This window comes from Pyxidicoccus sp. M15 (assembly GCF_056858435.1).
The window spans coordinates 10,225,025-10,240,038 of the sequence record NZ_CM166495.1 but is presented as its reverse complement, the minus strand read 5'-3'; the positions used below and the strand labels follow the sequence as shown (position 1 = coordinate 10,240,038).

Here is a 15,014-nt window from a genome sequence, read left to right as displayed (position 1 = left end):
GCCTCGAAACGAGGGTGGGGGACCAGGCCATGCTGACCGTCCAGGAACTGCGAGCGCTGAGCAGGCGGCTGACGGAGCCGTTCTTCTGCCGGCAGGTGGGCCCCTTCGTGCTGGTGCAGAAGCCGCCCAGCCCGGTGATGGCGCAGCTCGCGCTGAAGATGGGCGCGGCCCGCACGACGATGGCGCGCGACATTCCCAGCCTGGAGCGGCAGCAGGTGGCCCTCTGGCTGCACTTCGACGCGCTCACCGTGGCCACGCTGCCGCCAATGGGCGGGCAGGACGTGCTCACCGTGGGCCGCCAGCCGGACTGCGACCTGGTGGTCAACGAGCCCTCCGTCTCCAAGCGCCACGCGCAGCTGTGCTGGCACGGCCCCGCGGCGGGCTGCACCCTGGTGGACTTGAAGTCGAGCAACGGCACCTTCATCAATGCGAAGGAGCTGTCGCCGGGCGGCGAGCTGCACGTGCGGGACGGCGACCTGCTGGGCTTCGGCGATGCGACGTTCGCCTACCTGCTCGCGCCGTCCTTCTACGCGAAGCTGCAGCGCCTGGCCCCGTGAGACTCCGGGCCCGGGGCCCCTCCCGTTCCCAGCGCACCGGGGCTACCTGAGAAGCATGGACCGGAGGGAATGATGCAGGCGGCCGGACACGGGAGCGCACGGCACCTCGCGGAGGCGGGGTGGCTCAAGGGCACGACGTCCGGTGAGCCCGGGGCGCCGGAGGCGAAGGCCGAGGAGTCCCTGGAGACGCGCGAGCCGGACGCACCCCTGTGCTGCGCGCGCTGTGGCCATCCCGTGACACGCGAGCGCCACCGCATCCCCGTCAACGGCCGGCACCGTCACACGCGCGTCAACCCGTTCGGCATCGTCTTCCACTTCGGCTGCTTCGCGCAGGCGGAGGGCTGCGCCGTGGACGGGCCGCCCACGGCCGAGGCTACGTGGTTCCCCGGATACGCGTGGCAGGTGGCGCACTGCGCCGCCTGTGGCGCGCACCTGGGCTGGGCGTTTCGCGGCGACGGGGACTTCTTCGGGCTGCTGCTGGACAGGCTGACCCTGCCATCCTGAGCGTGCTACGCACCCAGGAGCGCAACGGCACGCATCGGGAGGGGATGCACATGGACACGACACCTGGGGACTACGGGTCTCCGCGAGACGAGCAGGAGCTGGCGGCGGCCGCGGACATCATGGTGCAGTCGTATGCGATGGCGCCGGCGGCGGCGACCACCTGGACACAGCGCGTGGGGGCATCCAGCCTGCGGCTGATGCGCGAGGGCGGCCGTGTCGCGGGGACGCTCGTCTTCATTCCCATGGGCCAGTGGTACGGCGGGCGCAACGTGCCCATCATTGGCATCGGCGGCGTGGGCGTGTCTCCGGTGCACCGCGGCCAGGGCACCGCCACCCGGATGATGCGCAACGTGCTGCGCGAGGCCCGCGCGACGGGCGCTCCGCTGTCCACGCTCTATCCCGCCACGCAGCCGCTCTACCGGCGCGTGGGCTACGAGCACTCCGGCGCGCGGTACGAGGTGCGCCTCCAGGTGCCCATGCTGGACGTGAGCGAGCGCACCCTGTCGCTGCGGCCCGTGGAGGAGAAGGACGAGGCGGCCATCGCCGCGAACTACCAGCGCTTCGCCCAGGCGCGGCAGGGCTGGCTGGCCCGGGGGCCCTACGTGTGGAGCCGTGTGTATGCCCCGCGCGACGGAACGGCCTCGGGCTACCTCGTGGAGGGCGCCTCCGGCGTGGAGGGGCACCTGTTCGTCGTGCGCAAGTCACTGGCGGGGTGGAAGCAGGAGCTCATCCTGTCGGACGTGGTGGCGAACACGCCCGCGGCGGCGCGGCGCATCCTGAGCTTTTTGGGCGACCACCGCTCCCTGGCGACGGAGGCCGTCTGGTACGGCGGGGCGGATGACCCGCTGCTCCTGCATCTGCGCGAGCAGACGTACACGGTGAAGCTGGACATGCACTGGATGGTGCGGGTGCTGGACGTGGCGAAGGCCCTGGAGGCGCGCGGCTGGCCGGTGGGGCTGTCCGGGACGCTCCACCTGGAGGTGGAGGACGACCTGTTCCCGGAGAACCACGGGCGCTTCGTGCTGGAAGTCTCGGACGGCGCGGCGCGCGTGCGGAAGGGCGGAGACGGGAGCCTGCGGCTGCATGTGAAGGGCCTGTCCCCGCTCTACACGGGCTACCAGTCCGCGGAGACGCTGCGGATGGCGGGCCTGCTGGAGGCGGATGACGCCACGGTGCGCACCGCGGTGTCCCTGTTCTCCGGCCCGCAGCCGACCCTCCGCGACATGTTCTGAGTCAGCGCCCGTCGGTGGGTGCGTCCGCGCGGTGCAGCTCCTCGGCGAGCGCGGTGAGCAGCTCCCGCGCCTCCGCCAGGGACTCCGACGGCATGCGCAGGAGCAGCCGCTGGGTGGCGGCCTCGACGGTGCCCGTGGTGGGGACGTCCAGCGCGCGTCCCGGCCCGGCCACGAAGAGCAGCGTCCGGCGCATGTCTCCCGGGTCCTCCTGGCGCATGAGGTAGCCCCGCTTCACCAGCCGCTTCACCACGCCGGTGAGGGTGCTGGGGTGGACGTGGAGGACGCGCGCGAGCCGGGTGGCGGTGGTGCCGGGGGACTGCTCCACCAGCTGGAGCACCAGTCGCTGGAGGTCCGTCAGCCCCAGCGCGGCCTCCATCCCCTTCGAGGCGGTAATCAGCCCCTGGGACACCGCCCACAGCAGCCGCATGAACTCCAGCACCTCGCCCAGGTCTGTCGGCGTGAGCGCGGGGCCCGAGAACCGGGCCCTGGCGACACGCCTCTCCTTCGTGGGCGGGGCCTGGCTCACCGAGTCTTCAGCAGTCATGGCTGGTGCGCCTGCTCGGAAGAGGGGAGTCCCAGGGCGCCGGCCAGCTCGGAGAGCTTCGCCTGCACCTTGCGCATGTTCTCCGGCCCCATGCGCAGCAGGTGCTTCTCGGCGTCGCCGAGGGCCTCCAGGCGCGGGTCCGCATAGACGTAGAGCGCGCCCTTCGGGGTGAGCTCCACGGGGCCGCGAGGAACCTCGACGCGGGTGAGCCTGCCGATGGCCTGGGCCAGGGCCTGCTTCAGGCTCCGCCCGGGCGGGGCCATCTCCGCGTGGGCCGCGTCCAGCAGCGGCTCGAGCTCCTGGTACACTCGCTGGACGCCCTTCACGTCCACCGAGGTCAGGGCCCGGACGACGCCGTCGTAGCGGGCCGCGCTCTCCGGCGCCATGACGGTGCGCCCGGCGCGCTTCACGACGCGAAAGGCCCCGGCGGGCGCCATGAAGGACAGCGGCGTCCGCGGGCTCTGTCCCTCGGCGACGAGGTTCGTCGCGGCGGTGAAGCGACGGGGCAGGTCCTCCGCGGACAGCCAGCGCAGGAAGTCCGCGTCGCTGGAGAGCCCACCCAGGAGCTCCCTCACGCGCGGGTCGGTGCCGGACAGCTGCACCGCGGGCGGGGCGGGGACGGCCGCGACGGGGGCCGCCTGCTCGGGTACCGGAGCGGGCGCGGGCGGCGGCTCGGACGCGCGGATCAGGTACGTGGCCACGCCTCCGACGAGCAACACCAGGACCAGGGAGCCCGCTACCAGGGGGCCGCGCGAGGAGCGGGGGGGCGGGGCGGGCGACGGCGGGGACGCGTTCTCGGGGGTGTTCATGGGCGCTCTCAGGCGGGGAGGGAGGGCTACAGCTCGCCCGCGTGGGCCTGCTCGGCCTGACGGAACGAGAGCTCGGCGCGGCGGTTCTTCTCCGGGGCGCTCATGTCCATCGGCCGCTCCTCGCCATAGGACACGACGGAGATGCGCTGGGGCTCGACGCCCAGGCGCACGAGGTAGGCGCGCACGATGTCGGCGCGGCGCTGCCCCAGCGCGATGTTGTACTCGGTGGTGCCCAGCTCGCAGCTGTGGCCCGACACCGTCACCTTCGCGAGCGTGCGCTGGTGCAGGGCCTGGGCGACGCCCTCCAGCGCGTCACGCGCCTCGGGCGCGAGCGTGGCGGAGTCGAGCGAGAAGTAGATGGGCGCGGCGGTGAGTGCCAGGAGCGCTTCGGGGTCCGCCTCATCGGCGGCCGGGCGGGAGGCCGCGTCGGGCCGCAGAGCCGTGGGCGAGGGCGCGGCCTGGGCGGGGCCCGTGGGGGAGGTGGAGCTGTTGGCGGCGCGGCTCGCACAACCGACGAGGCCGGCCGTCAGGAGGAGACAGAGGAGGGTGCGGGGCATGCCTTGTGGTTGAGCAAGCCCCATGCCGCGCGAGCCGCCCTCGGGAGAGGGGCGCATCGCCTCCTCCGGGTCTGGCAAAGCGCGGCGTCCTAGCGTTGCGAAACGCCGGGGTCGGCGCGCTCCCGCCGGTGGATGGTGGAGACGTCAATCCCCAGCAGCTCCGCCGCGCGCGTCTTGTTGCCTCCGCAGCGGGCAAGCACCCAGGCGATGTACTCGCTCTCGAGCTGCCGCAGCGGCACCACCTGCTCGTGGGCCATGGCCAGGGGGTGGGGCTCCACGGCCCCCCCGGAGGCGTGATGCCGCAGGAGCGACAGGTCCACGGTGGGCTGGGTTCCGAGCACGACGAGGCGCTCGATGAGGTTCTCCAGCTCGCGCACGTTGCCGGCCCACGGCATGCGCGCGAGCACGGCCACTGCGTCGGGGGCCAGCGTGGTGACGGGGGAGCGCGGGTTGCGGGTGCGCGCCCGGGCCACGAAGTGCTCGACGAGCATCGGGATGTCCTCGGGCCGCTCACGCAGCGGCGGAATCCGCAGCGACACCACGTTGAGCCGGTAGAAGAGGTCCGCCCGGAAGCGCCCCTCCTTCACCCGGGCCTCCAGGTCCTGGTGGGTGGCGGCGATGACGCGCACGTCCACGCTGCGCGAGCCGTCCGCGCCCACCGCCCGCACCTCGCCGTCCTCCAGCACGCGCAGCAGCTTCGCCTGGAGCTCGGCGGGCATGTCGCCAATCTCGTCGAGGAAGAGCGTGCCGCCGTCCGCCTCGACGAAGAGGCCCCGGCGCGCCGTGGTGGCGCCGGTGAAGGCCCCCTTGAGGTGACCGAACAGCTCGCTCTCCAGCAGCGCATGGGGCAGCGCCGTGCAGTTGACCGCCACGAAGGGGCCGGCGCGTCGCGGCCCCTCCGAGTGCAGGGCCCGGGCGACGAGCTCCTTGCCGCTGCCGCTCTCTCCGCGCACCAGCACCGCGGCCCCGGAATGGGCCACGCGCTCGACGAGCGCGTAGAGGGACTGCATGGCCGTGCTCCGGCCGATGAGCGAGCCCAGGCCGCTGCGGTCCGCCACCTGGCGCTTGAGGTCGCGGTGCTCGGCGCGCAGGCGCCGTTCCTCCACCGCGCGCCCGACGTAGAGGAGCACCTCGTCCAGTCGGAAGGGCTTGGTGAGGTAGTGGTACGCGCCGCGCTTCATCGCCTCCACCGCGCTCTCCACCGCGCCGAAGGCGGTCATCAGGAGCACCGGTAGCTCGGGGTCCAGCTTGCGCGCCGCCGCGAGCACGTCCATCCCGTCCACGTCCTCCATGCGCAGGTCACACAGCACCACGTCGTAGAGGCGGGCGCGGAGCTGGGCGATGGCGTCCGCCCCGCCCGTCGCCAGGTCCACCCGGAAGCCGGCGTCCCGGAGTGGCTCCTCCAGCATCTGTCCCATCTCCTCGTGGTCATCCACCACGAGGATGCGTGCGCTAGACGGCATGTCGCTCCTCCCAACCGGGGACGGTGGCCACGGGCCACCGCAGCGTGACGAGGGTGCCCAGGCCGGGCTTGCTGTCCACCTCCACGTGGCCTCCGTGGTTGCGGACAATCTGCGCCACCATGGTGAGGCCAAGGCCCGTGCCCTGGCCCCGCTTCTTGGTGGTGAAGAAGGGGTCGAACACCTGGTGCAGGTGCTCCGGGGCGATGCCGCGGCCATCGTCCTGGATTCGCACCTCCACCATGCCCGCCGCGTCCGCTCCCTCGCCCGCGCTCAGCCGCACGGAGCCTCCGGCGCTGCACGCGTCGCAGGCATTGAGGGTGAGGTTGAGCAGCACCTGCTGGAGCTGGTCCACGTCGGCCGCCAGGGCGGGGAGCCGCTCGGGTACGTCGACCTCGAACCGGATGCGCCGTCGCTCCGCCTCCACCTGGAGCAGCTCCTGGAGACCGCGCACCACGGGGGCGAGCGAGATGGCGCGGGCCCTGGCGGGCTGGAGGCGCGAGAGGTCCAGCAGCTGGCGGATGATGCGGCTGACGCGGTCAATCTGGGTGACGATGGCGCCGAGGCCCCGGCTCCGGGGCTGGTCCGCCCCGCCGGCCTTCTGGAGCATGTACTCGGCGTGGCCGCGGATGATGCCCAGGGGCGTGCCAATCTCGTGGGCCACGCCCGCGGCGAGCACGCCCACCGTGGCCAGCTTCTCCGCGCGCAGCAGCTGGTCCTCCAGCATGCGCACGTTGCTCAGGTCCTCCAGCACGAGCAGGGAGCGGACCTCGCCATCCCCGTGCTCCAGAGGCACGGCGTGGACGTTGTACTGCCCCTTCTCGCTGAAGAGGCTGAGCGGCTCGCCATGCAGGCTGCGCACGCCACCACCCTCGCGCGCGGACGTCACCAGGGCCTCCAGCCGCTGCACCACGGGGGCGGGCGCGGCCGGGAAGGCCTCGGCGAGGCTGCTGCCCAGCACGGTGGCGGGCAGCCGCGAGCGGAGGGCCTGGTTCACCGCGCTGATGTGGCCCTCGTGGCTCAGGGCGAGGACGCCGGTGGGGATGTGGTCGAGAATCTTCTGCGTCTTCTCATGCAGGTGCGCGAGCTGGGCGGCGTGGCGGCGGCTCTCGCGCAGCTGCACGGCGCGGCGGTTGGCGAGCACGACGTACGCGCCGAACGTCACCAGGAAGACGGCGATGAGGAGCGCCGCCAGGGACAGGCGCAGGACGAGGGTGCGCTCATGGGTGCGCAGCGCCCGCGTGGAGGAGAACGTGGCCACGGACCAGGAGGACTCGCCGCTCATGCGCAGGGGCATGAAGGTGGCCACCACGTCGGCGGCCCCCAGGCCGAGCCGGTCCGCCTCGGCCTCGTCGAGCCGCAGCGTTCCGGACCCGCCGCCGCGCATGCGCTCCACCAGCGTCCGCAGGCCGGGCACGTGCGGGCTCCCGGCCGCCTCCAGGCGCGCGTACCAGGACGCCAGGGTCGGGTCGCTCATGGGAGCGGGCGTGCCGTGGACGCCGAGCAGCAGCAGCCGGGTGTTCTCGTCCACCGTCACCAGGCGCAGCGGCGCGAAGAGGGGCTCGGTGTCCACGAGGATGGCGACGGCACCTCCGCCCCCGGCCGCGTCGGTGGGGATGGGGGTGGCGAACACGCGCATCCACCCCGAGGCGGAGGAGCCGAGCGGGTGGGATGCGACGATGCTGCCTGGCGGCGCCGTGAGCGCCTGGCGCGCGGTGTCCGCCAGGGCCGGGGGGCGGACGGCATCGGCCGGCAGGTGGCGGGCCCGGTGGTCCACCAGGGTGAGCAGCTCGCCACCCTCCGGCCCGAGCACGGCGATGGCGCGGTACTGGCCCACGGCCTCCAGCAGGGCGCGCAGCTCGCGGCGGTGGTCCTCGGCGGAGCCCGGCTGGGCGAGCAGCTCGCTCGCGAAGCGCAGGTTGTCCCCCAGGTCCTCCAGGGACTTGGAGACGCCGCGGGCGGCCTCCTCCAGCTGGGCACGCCGCTCCTGGCCGAACTGCTCGACGAGCGCCTGGCGGTCCCGCTGGATGAACCACACGGCACCGCCCGCCACGCTGGCCAGGGCCATCAACAGCAGGAGGATGGGGACGAGGGGGCGGTGCATCCGTGGAATCCAGCGCCCCCACAACGCAAGGCGGATGCCAGCCGTTCCCGGGTGCGGCGGACCTCCAGGCGGCCCGACGCCGTCGTAAAACGCCAGACCCGACTGGCACTTTGCCAGGGCCCGGGCGGCATCCGCCCGCCCCGGCCGGGTGCGCCAGGCTGCCTGGCAGCGCGCCGGGCCCCCCTCACCGTGGAGGCAGGTGCTTCGCTTCCTGGACGATGAGGACGTCGCACTCCGCCCGCCGCAGGCACGCCTCGGCGACGCTGCCCATCAGCCTGTGGCCCAGTCCCTGCCTGGCACGCCTGCCAATCACCAGGAGCTCCGCCCCCTGTTCGCGCGCGGAGCGCTCGAGCTCGACCCGGGGGTCTCCCGATATCACCCGGGCGTGAAGTCGCGCTCCCTGCTCCAGGTAGGGCTCCAGGAAGCCGCGCAGCGTGGCCTCGGACCGGGCGTGCTCTTCCTGGTAGTAGGCCATCAAACGCTCGGAGGACACGCCCTCCTGGCGCAGCACGAGCGCGTAGCTGGTGTCATGGCAATGGACCACGTCCACGGGCCCGGTCTCTGGCGTCTTCAGGCGGAGCGCCAACGCCAGGGCTTCATGTGAAGTTTTGGAGTAGTCGAGGCCGACCACGATGCGCTGGTAGGCCTGCCTCGCCGGGTGCTGGATGACCAGGACCGGCGCACGCCCGGAGCGGGCGAGTTGCTCGGGCGTGGTGCCGAGCAGGCGCGCCAGCCGCCCCCTCGGCTCGCGGGTGATGGCGACGAGCTCCAACCCCGCCTGCTCGCGCTCACACTCGATGGCCGCCGTCAGGTCGTCCTCCGCGGGGCGCCGGATGAGGGTGAGCTCGCCTCCCAGCGCGTGCAGCCGCGACGCCAGCTTCCGGGCGGAGTCGCCCAGCACTCCCTTGAGGTCCTCACCCTGCCTCAGGAGGAGGGCCACGCGAGCCTCGGGCGCCAGGTGCAGCAGGCCGGCCCTGTCAACGGCGAGCGACGCGTGCGCGGACATGGCTACCACGGCCACCTCGCGCAGGCCCCGCGAGGCGTGGGGCCGTGCGACGGGCGAGGACTCCTGTCGAGGTTCCAAGTGGTTGTCCATCGCCGCTCCCCTGGTGCCCCCGTCGCGGTGGGCCCGCTCACCTTCATGCTCCGCACCCTCTGCGTGAGATTCAACGACCTCCGGGCCGCGTCAGGCTGGTTGGAGGGCGGAGGGCACCGCCCGCCGGTACGCGCGGGGTGTCCTCCCGCGGACGGGGCTCCTGGAGAACTGTGTGGAAGTGACGCTCCCTGGCCCGGGCCCCGCCCGCCCGGCGCGTGCCGCCTGGGAGATGTGGTCGAGTCCCGGGCTCTCGTGGCGAGGAGGCCCGCGACACCCCGGCGGCCATGATTACGGCACTCGTCATTGGCGGTTTCTGCGCGGCGCTCCTCGCTCCCTGGGGCGTTCGGCTCGCCCCGCGGCTGGCGGGCCGGGCGTTGATGCTGCTGCCGCTGGGCGCCTTCGTGGCCTTCGCGCGCGTGCTCCCGTCCGTCACGTCGGGAGCGCCCCTCACCGAGCGGCGGGCGTGGGCGCCGCAACTGGACCTCTGGCTGTCCTTCCGCCTGGACGGACTGGCGCTGCTGTTCGCGTTGCTCATCACCGGCATTGGCGCCCTGGTGACGCTCTACGCGGCGTACTACCTGGAGGGGCACGCGCAGCTGGGGCGCTTCTACGGCTACCTCTTCCTGTTCATGTCCGCGATGCTCGGGGTGGTCGTCGCGGACAACCTGCTCGCGCTGTTCATCTGCTGGGAGCTCACCAGCCTGAGCTCCTATGCGCTGGTGGGCTTCGACCACGAGCGGCCCCAGGCCCGCCGCTCCGCGCTGCAGGCCCTGCTGGTGACGGTCGCCGGAGGGCAGGCGCTCCTGGTGGGGCTGCTGCTGCTGGCGGCCATGGGCGGCAGCTTCGAGCTGTCCGCGCTGGTGGAGCGGGGTGAGTCGCTGCGCGCCCATCCGCTCTACCTGCCCGCGCTGCTGCTGGTGCTCACGGGCGCCTTCACCAAGTCCGCCCAGGTGCCCTTCCACCCCTGGCTCCCGGGGGCCATGGAGGCGCCCACCCCGGTGAGCGCCTACCTCCACTCCGCGACGATGGTGAAGGCGGGCATCTACCTGCTGATGCGCCTCCACCCGGCCCTGGGCGGCACAGCCCCCTGGGGGCTGCTGCTGACGCTGGTGGGCGGAGCCACCATGCTGTGGGGCGCGGCACGGGCGCTCGCCGAGGTGGACCTCAAGCGGCTGTTGGCCCAGGCCACCCTCGGCGTGCTCGGGTTGCTGGTGATGCTGCTGGGAGTGGGGACGTCCGCGGCGCTGCGGGCGGCGCTCGCGTACCTGCTGGCGCACGCGCTCTACAAGGGCGCGCTCTTCCTCGTCGCCGGGGGGGTGGACCACGAGACGGGCACCCGCGACGTGGGGCGCTTGAGCGGGCTGCGCCGCGCGATGCCGCTCACCACCACGGCGGCGGCGCTGGCCGCCCTGGGCATGGCGGGCGTGCTCCCCGTCTTCGGCTTCATCGGCAAGGAGCTCGTCTATGAGTCGGTGCTCCACGCGTCGGGCTCCGCCGCGCTCGTCACCGCCGCTTCGCTCCTCGCCTTCGCCCTGCTGGTGGCCGCGGCGGGGCTGGTGGGCGCGCGTCCCTTCCTCGGCGGCCCCGGAAGCCCTCCCAAGGCTCCGCACGAGGCCCCACCAGGACTCTGGGGGCCGCCGCTGCTGCTCGCCTCGCTGGGGCTCGTCTTCGGCCTCGCACCCGGGCTGCTGTCGCCCCTGCTCGACTCCGCGGGCGAGGCGCTCCAGCCCGGGCTGGAGCCGGTGAAGCTGTCCCTCTGGCACGGCTTCACTCCCGCGCTCGGCCTGAGCGCGCTCAGCCTCGCCGCCGGCGCGGCGGTGTTCGTGGGGCGCGAGCGCGTGCGCGGGGTGGCGGCCGCGCTCTGTCCCCCGGCGGTGCGGGCGGCGTGGGACTTCGACCGCTTCCTCGCGGGGCTCAACGCGGTGGCCCTGTGGCAGACGCGGGTGCTCCAGTCCGGGGACACCAGCCGCTACATCCTGCTGGTGCTGGGGGCCACCTTCGGGCTGCTCGGCTATACGCTGGCGGTTCGCGGGGACGCCTTCGCGCTGCCGCCCACCACGGGCGGGGTGGACGTGGCGGACGCGGGCGTGGCGCTGCTCACCGTGCTGGCCGCGGGGCTCGCCGCGCGGGCGCGCTCGCGGCTGGCCGCTGTGGCGGCGCTGGGCACGGTGGGCTTCGGGGTGGCGCTGCTCTTCCTCTTCTTCGGCGCGCCGGACCTCGCGCTCACCCAGGCCATCGTCGAGGCGCTCACCGTCGTGGTGTTCCTGCTCGCGCTGCTGCACCTGCCACGCTACACGCGCTTCTCCAGCACGGCGGTGCGCCTGCGCGACGGGGCGCTGGCGGTGGGGGTCGGAGGGACGATGGGGCTGCTCGCGCTCTTCGCCGCCAACCCACCGCCGCATCCCACCCTCTCCACGTTCTACCTCGAGCAGAGCGTCCCCCAGGCGCACGGCCACAACGTGGTCAACGTCATCCTCACCGACTTCCGGGCGCTCGACACCCTGGGGGAAATCACCGTGCTCGCGGTGGCGGCGCTGGGGGTGCACGCGCTGCTCAAGTTGCTTCCCTCCCGGAGGGTGCCGCCATGAGCTCCTCGCTCATCCTCTCCACCACCACGCGGGTGCTCCAGCCGTTGCTGCTGCTCTACTCGTTCTTCCTGCTGGTGAGCGGGCACGACGAGCCCGGTGGCGGCTTCGCCGGAGGCCTCGTCGCCGCGGCCGCCTTCACCCTGCACGCCATTGCCTACGACGTGGCCTCGGCGCGCCGGGCGCTGCGCTTCTCGCCCTCCACGCTCATGGCCCTGGGGCTGCTGCTGGCGCTGGGGACCGGGGTGCTGCCGCCGCTGCTGTGGGGCGGGCCCTTCCTCACCAGCGCCTGGGTGGAAGTGCGGCCGCTGGGGCTGGGGCCGTTGGCCCTGGGCACGCCGCTGCTCTTCGACCTGGGCGTCTACCTGGTCGTCACGGGGGTGGCGCTCACCTTCGTGCTCTCGCTGGCGGAGGTGTAGCGGATGAGCATCCTCCTGGCGCTGGTGATTGGCTGTCTCTACGCCGCGGGCATCTACCTGATGCTGCGGCGCAACCTGATGCGGCTCATCCTCGGGCTGGCGTTGCTGTCGCACGCGGCCAACCTGCTCATCTTCACCGCGGCCAGGCTGCGGCGGGGCCGGCCTCCCATCGTCCCGGAGGGCGCCCTGGCGCCGGAGGGCCCCACGGCGGATCCGCTGGCGCAGGCGCTGGTGCTCACCGCCATCGTCATCAGCTTCGGGCTCCTGGCCTTCACCGTGACGCTGCTGCACCGGGCCCACCAGGTGACGGGGTCGGCGGACCTCGACTCGCTCGAGGACACAGACCGATGACGCAGCTGCCGGTCCTCCCGCTGGTCATCCCCCTGGCCACCGCGGCCACCACGCTGCTGCTCGGGAAGAGCCCCCGGGGCCGGCAGGCGGTGAGCACCCTGGGCGCGGCGCTGCTGCTGGCGGCGGCGCTCGCGCTGCTCGCACGCGTCGAGCGCGAGGGCATCCAGGTGGTGCAGGTGGGCCACTGGCCGTACCCGTTCGCCATCAGCCTGGTGGCGGACCTCTTCAGCGCGGTGCTGGTGGTGCTCGCGGGGGTGCTGGGGCTGGCGGTGAGCGTCTATTCCATGACGGGCCTGGACGCGCGGCGCAAGGCGTTCGGCTACGACGCCTTCGTGCACGTGCTGCTGATGGGCGTGTGTGGCGCCTTCCTCACCGGGGACCTCTTCAACCTCTACGTCTGGTTCGAGGTGCTGCTCATCGCCTCCTTCGCGCTGCTGGCGCTGGGCGGTGAGCGGCCGCAGATAGAGGGCGCGGTGAAGTACGTCACCCTCAACCTGCTCGCCTCGGCGCTGTTCCTCGCGGCGGTGGGGCTGCTCTACGGGCTGACGGGCACGCTGAGCCTGGCGGACCTGGCGCAGAAGCTGCCGCAGACGCCCCGGCCGGGTACGGTGGCGGCGGTGGCGGTGCTCCTGCTGGCGGCCTTCGGCCTCAAGGCGGCCCTCTTCCCGTTCTTCTTCTGGCTGCCGGCCAGCTACCACACGCCGCCCATGGCGGTGACGGCGCTCTTCGCCGGCCTGCTCACCAAGGTGGGCATCTACTCCCTCATCCGCGTCTTCTCGCTGCTGCTCGCCCATGACTTCGCCTTCTTCCAGCCGGTGCTGATGGTCATCGCCTCACTGACGATGGTGACGGGCGTGCTGGGGGCGGCCTCGCAGTACGACTTCCGGCGCATCCTCGCGTTCCACTCCATCAGCCAGGTGGGCTACATGCTGCTGGGGCTCGCGCTCTTCGCGCCGCAGGGCCTGGCCGGGGCGCTCTTCTTCATCCTCCACCACGGGCTGGTGAAGTCGAGCCTCTTCCTCGTCAGCGGGCTGACGCACCGGCTGCGGGGCACCTACGACTTGAAGGCGCTCGGGGGGCTCTACGTCTCGAGCCCGGGGGTGGCGCTGCTCTTCGCCATCTTCGCCCTGGCGCTGGCGGGCCTGCCCCCGTCCTCGGGGTTCTTCGCCAAGCTGGCGCTGGTGCGCGAGGCGCTCGCGCAGGAGCGCTACGTCACCGTGGCGGTGGCGCTCACGGTGAGCGTGCTGACGCTCTTCTCCATGACGAAGATATGGGCCGAGGTCTTCTGGAAGGCGCCGCCCGCGCCCGTGCTCGCGGGCACGCCGCCGCTGCCGCGCTCGCTCGTGGTGCCGGTGGGGGCGCTCGCGGTGGGGGTGTTGTGGCTGGGGCTCCTGCCCGGGCCCGCCTTCGGGCTGCTCACGCGCGCCGCCGAGCAGCTGCTGTCCCCCGAGGGCTACATCCTCGCGGCGCGGGGAGGTGGGTGATGAAGATGCTGCTCGGCAACGTGGCGCTGGCGGTGGGCTGGGCCGCCATCACCGAGTTCAAGGTGAGCAACCTGCTCGTGGGGTTCGTGCTGGGCTACTTCGTCCTCTGGGCCTCGCCCACGGTGGCCGAGCGCAACGCCTACTTCTCGCGAGTCCGGCAGCTCGTGGGCTTCGTGCTCTTCTTCATCAGGGCACTGGCCGCCGCCACGCTGCGCATCTCCTACGACGTGCTCACGCCCACCCACCGGATGAAACCGGCGGTGGTCGGGATTCCGCTGGACGCGCGCACCCCCGGGGAAATCACCTTCCTGGCGCTGGTGGTGAGCCTCACGCCGGGCACGCTCGCGCTGGATGTCTCCAGCGACCGGCGCACCCTCTACATCCATGCCATGTACGCCGCGGACCCCGAGGCGGTGCGCCGCGACATCAAGCACGGCTTCGAGCGGCGCATCCTGGAGTTGCTGCGATGAGCGCGCCGGACTCGCCCGCCTTCACCCTGTTGCTGGAGGTCACCCTGGGGCTGCTCACCCTGGCGATGGCCCTCGTCTTCGTGCGGCTGGTGCGTGGCCCCACCGCGCCCGACCGGGTGGTGGCGCTGGATGCGATGGGCGTGCTGACCATCGGCATGACGGCCGTCTACAGCGTGTATACCCGGGAGCCGCACCTGCTGCGCGTGGCCGCCGGTATCGCGCTCATCTCCTTCCTGGGCACGGTGGCGGTGGCGCGCTACCTCGAGCGGATGAGGGCCCGATGATGGCGTGGCTTGGCGGTGGGCTCCTGCTGTCGGGAGCCCTGTTCATGGTCATCGCGGCGCTGGGCCTGGTGCGCCTGCCGGACCTCTTCTGCCGCATGCAGGCGGCGGCCAAGAGCGGGACGGCGGGCGCGGGACTGCTGCTGCTGGGCACGGCGGTGTACTTCGAGGATGCGGAGGTGGCCACCCGGGCCCTCTCGGTGGTCGCCTTCCTCTGCCTCACCGCGCCAGTGGCCGCCCACCTGCTGGCACGCGCGGGCTACAGCCTTCACGTGTCCCTGTTCAGGACGGAGACGGACGAGCTCCGGGAGCGCTTCGGGCGGGGCGCGGAGGTGCCCGGAGGGACTCCCGCGCTCCACACGCCCGTCCGGCCCGTTCCGCCAGAACGCGCGGAGCCACCTGCCACTCCTGGCGACTGAGGGTCGCGGCGATGGCGGGGCTGGTTGCTCGAGTGAAGCCGACTCCGCCCACGGGCGGGCCGTCCGCCGGACTTCACGGCGGGTGACAGGCCGCCAGGTTCGCGGTGCTGGCCCCATTGTGGCGTATTCTCGACCTTCTGGC

Annotated in this window: 16 protein-coding genes; 10 read left to right on the top strand and 6 right to left on the bottom strand. The window is 72.9% G+C overall.

Annotation, left to right across the window (positions count from 1 at the left end):
- Positions 1–29: 29 nt before the first annotated feature.
- From ACX9TP_RS37695 to ACX9TP_RS37685, 3 genes are all read left to right on the top strand, one after another.
- On the top strand, positions 30–557 hold the full coding sequence (locus ACX9TP_RS37695) for an FHA domain-containing protein (RefSeq protein ID WP_482975501.1): 528 nt from the start codon (positions 30–32) through the stop codon (positions 555–557).
- Between the two features lie 69 nt (positions 558–626).
- Complete coding sequence (locus ACX9TP_RS37690) at positions 627–1,061, top strand: cereblon family protein (RefSeq protein ID WP_482975500.1); 435 nt, start codon at positions 627–629, stop codon at positions 1,059–1,061.
- Between the two features lie 50 nt (positions 1,062–1,111).
- A complete protein-coding gene (locus tag ACX9TP_RS37685; RefSeq protein ID WP_482975499.1) occupies positions 1,112–2,293 on the top strand; it encodes a GNAT family N-acetyltransferase in 1,182 nt (393 codons plus the stop codon).
- A 1-nt stretch (position 2,294) separates the two neighbouring features.
- Here the strand turns inward: ACX9TP_RS37685 and ACX9TP_RS37680 are convergent, their stop codons facing one another.
- From ACX9TP_RS37680 to ACX9TP_RS37655, 6 genes are all read right to left on the bottom strand, one after another.
- Positions 2,295–2,837: a MarR family winged helix-turn-helix transcriptional regulator gene (locus tag ACX9TP_RS37680; protein WP_482975498.1), complete on the bottom strand. Its 543-nt coding sequence runs from the start codon at positions 2,835–2,837 to the stop codon at positions 2,295–2,297.
- Entirely contained in the window at positions 2,834–3,646 is an 813-nt protein-coding gene (locus ACX9TP_RS37675; protein WP_482975497.1) for a DUF3014 domain-containing protein, read from the bottom strand. Before ACX9TP_RS37675 ends, ACX9TP_RS37680 begins: the two co-directional genes overlap by 4 nt.
- 26 nt (positions 3,647–3,672) lie before the next feature.
- Positions 3,673–4,203 (bottom strand): OmpA family protein, encoded by a 531-nt coding sequence (locus ACX9TP_RS37670; protein WP_482975496.1) that lies wholly within the window; start codon positions 4,201–4,203, stop codon positions 3,673–3,675.
- 89 nt (positions 4,204–4,292) lie between these two features.
- Positions 4,293–5,666 carry a sigma-54-dependent transcriptional regulator gene (locus ACX9TP_RS37665; protein ID WP_482975495.1) on the bottom strand — a complete coding sequence of 458 codons (1,374 nt, stop codon included), beginning with the start codon at positions 5,664–5,666 and terminating at the stop codon, positions 4,293–4,295.
- Positions 5,656–7,767: an ATP-binding protein gene (locus ACX9TP_RS37660; protein ID WP_482975494.1), complete on the bottom strand. Its 2,112-nt coding sequence runs from the start codon at positions 7,765–7,767 to the stop codon at positions 5,656–5,658. The genes ACX9TP_RS37665 and ACX9TP_RS37660 overlap by 11 nt, the downstream gene beginning before the upstream one ends.
- A gap of 184 nt (positions 7,768–7,951) precedes the next feature.
- Positions 7,952–8,851 carry a universal stress protein gene (locus tag ACX9TP_RS37655; protein ID WP_482975493.1) on the bottom strand — a complete coding sequence of 300 codons (900 nt, stop codon included), beginning with the start codon at positions 8,849–8,851 and terminating at the stop codon, positions 7,952–7,954.
- 296 nt (positions 8,852–9,147) lie between these two features.
- On the opposite strand from ACX9TP_RS37655, the gene ACX9TP_RS37650 reads away from it, so the two are divergent.
- From ACX9TP_RS37650 to mnhG, 7 genes are read left to right on the top strand one after another with little or no spacing between them, the layout of a single operon-like run.
- Complete coding sequence (locus ACX9TP_RS37650) at positions 9,148–11,451, top strand: putative monovalent cation/H+ antiporter subunit A (protein ID WP_482975492.1); 2,304 nt, start codon at positions 9,148–9,150, stop codon at positions 11,449–11,451.
- Positions 11,448–11,867 carry a Na+/H+ antiporter subunit B gene (locus tag ACX9TP_RS37645; protein WP_482975491.1) on the top strand — a complete coding sequence of 140 codons (420 nt, stop codon included), beginning with the start codon at positions 11,448–11,450 and terminating at the stop codon, positions 11,865–11,867. The genes ACX9TP_RS37650 and ACX9TP_RS37645 overlap by 4 nt, the downstream gene beginning before the upstream one ends.
- A gap of 3 nt (positions 11,868–11,870) precedes the next feature.
- Positions 11,871–12,218, top strand: coding sequence for a Na+/H+ antiporter subunit C (locus ACX9TP_RS37640; RefSeq protein ID WP_482975490.1), 348 nt, complete (start codon positions 11,871–11,873; stop codon positions 12,216–12,218).
- The gene (locus ACX9TP_RS37635) at positions 12,215–13,702 is read left to right on the top strand and encodes a proton-conducting transporter transmembrane domain-containing protein (protein ID WP_482975489.1); all 1,488 of its coding nucleotides are present in this window, start codon (positions 12,215–12,217) and stop codon (positions 13,700–13,702) included. Before ACX9TP_RS37640 ends, ACX9TP_RS37635 begins: the two co-directional genes overlap by 4 nt.
- Positions 13,702–14,172: a Na+/H+ antiporter subunit E gene (locus tag ACX9TP_RS37630; RefSeq protein ID WP_482975488.1), complete on the top strand. Its 471-nt coding sequence runs from the start codon at positions 13,702–13,704 to the stop codon at positions 14,170–14,172. Before ACX9TP_RS37635 ends, ACX9TP_RS37630 begins: the two co-directional genes overlap by 1 nt.
- Entirely contained in the window at positions 14,169–14,456 is a 288-nt protein-coding gene (locus tag ACX9TP_RS37625; protein WP_482975487.1) for an MrpF/PhaF family protein, read from the top strand. The genes ACX9TP_RS37630 and ACX9TP_RS37625 overlap by 4 nt, the downstream gene beginning before the upstream one ends.
- Entirely contained in the window at positions 14,453–14,872 is a 420-nt protein-coding gene (gene mnhG / locus ACX9TP_RS37620) for a monovalent cation/H(+) antiporter subunit G (RefSeq protein ID WP_482975486.1), read from the top strand. The genes ACX9TP_RS37625 and mnhG overlap by 4 nt, the downstream gene beginning before the upstream one ends.
- Positions 14,873–15,014: the final 142 nt, after the last annotated feature.

Excerpts from the sequence above, each read along its gene's own strand:
- ACX9TP_RS37625 (WP_482975487.1), top strand. The coding sequence starts at position 14,169 with ATGAGCGCGCCGGACTCGCCCGCCTTCACCCTGTTGCTGGAGGTCACC.
- ACX9TP_RS37665 (WP_482975495.1), bottom strand. The coding sequence starts at position 5,666 with ATGCCGTCTAGCGCACGCATCCTCGTGGTGGATGACCACGAGGAGATG.
- ACX9TP_RS37630 (WP_482975488.1), top strand. The coding sequence starts at position 13,702 with ATGAAGATGCTGCTCGGCAACGTGGCGCTGGCGGTGGGCTGGGCCGCC.
- ACX9TP_RS37690 (WP_482975500.1), top strand. The coding sequence starts at position 627 with ATGATGCAGGCGGCCGGACACGGGAGCGCACGGCACCTCGCGGAGGCG.
- ACX9TP_RS37675 (WP_482975497.1), bottom strand. The coding sequence starts at position 3,646 with ATGAACACCCCCGAGAACGCGTCCCCGCCGTCGCCCGCCCCGCCCCCC.
- ACX9TP_RS37680 (WP_482975498.1), bottom strand. The coding sequence starts at position 2,837 with ATGACTGCTGAAGACTCGGTGAGCCAGGCCCCGCCCACGAAGGAGAGG.
- ACX9TP_RS37650 (WP_482975492.1), top strand. The coding sequence starts at position 9,148 with ATGATTACGGCACTCGTCATTGGCGGTTTCTGCGCGGCGCTCCTCGCT.
- ACX9TP_RS37695 (WP_482975501.1), top strand. The coding sequence starts at position 30 with ATGCTGACCGTCCAGGAACTGCGAGCGCTGAGCAGGCGGCTGACGGAG.
- mnhG (WP_482975486.1), top strand. The coding sequence starts at position 14,453 with ATGATGGCGTGGCTTGGCGGTGGGCTCCTGCTGTCGGGAGCCCTGTTC.
- ACX9TP_RS37635 (WP_482975489.1), top strand. The coding sequence starts at position 12,215 with ATGACGCAGCTGCCGGTCCTCCCGCTGGTCATCCCCCTGGCCACCGCG.
- ACX9TP_RS37660 (WP_482975494.1), bottom strand. The coding sequence starts at position 7,767 with ATGCACCGCCCCCTCGTCCCCATCCTCCTGCTGTTGATGGCCCTGGCC.
- ACX9TP_RS37670 (WP_482975496.1), bottom strand. The coding sequence starts at position 4,203 with ATGCCCCGCACCCTCCTCTGTCTCCTCCTGACGGCCGGCCTCGTCGGT.
- ACX9TP_RS37640 (WP_482975490.1), top strand. The coding sequence starts at position 11,871 with ATGAGCATCCTCCTGGCGCTGGTGATTGGCTGTCTCTACGCCGCGGGC.
- ACX9TP_RS37645 (WP_482975491.1), top strand. The coding sequence starts at position 11,448 with ATGAGCTCCTCGCTCATCCTCTCCACCACCACGCGGGTGCTCCAGCCG.
- ACX9TP_RS37685 (WP_482975499.1), top strand. The coding sequence starts at position 1,112 with ATGGACACGACACCTGGGGACTACGGGTCTCCGCGAGACGAGCAGGAG.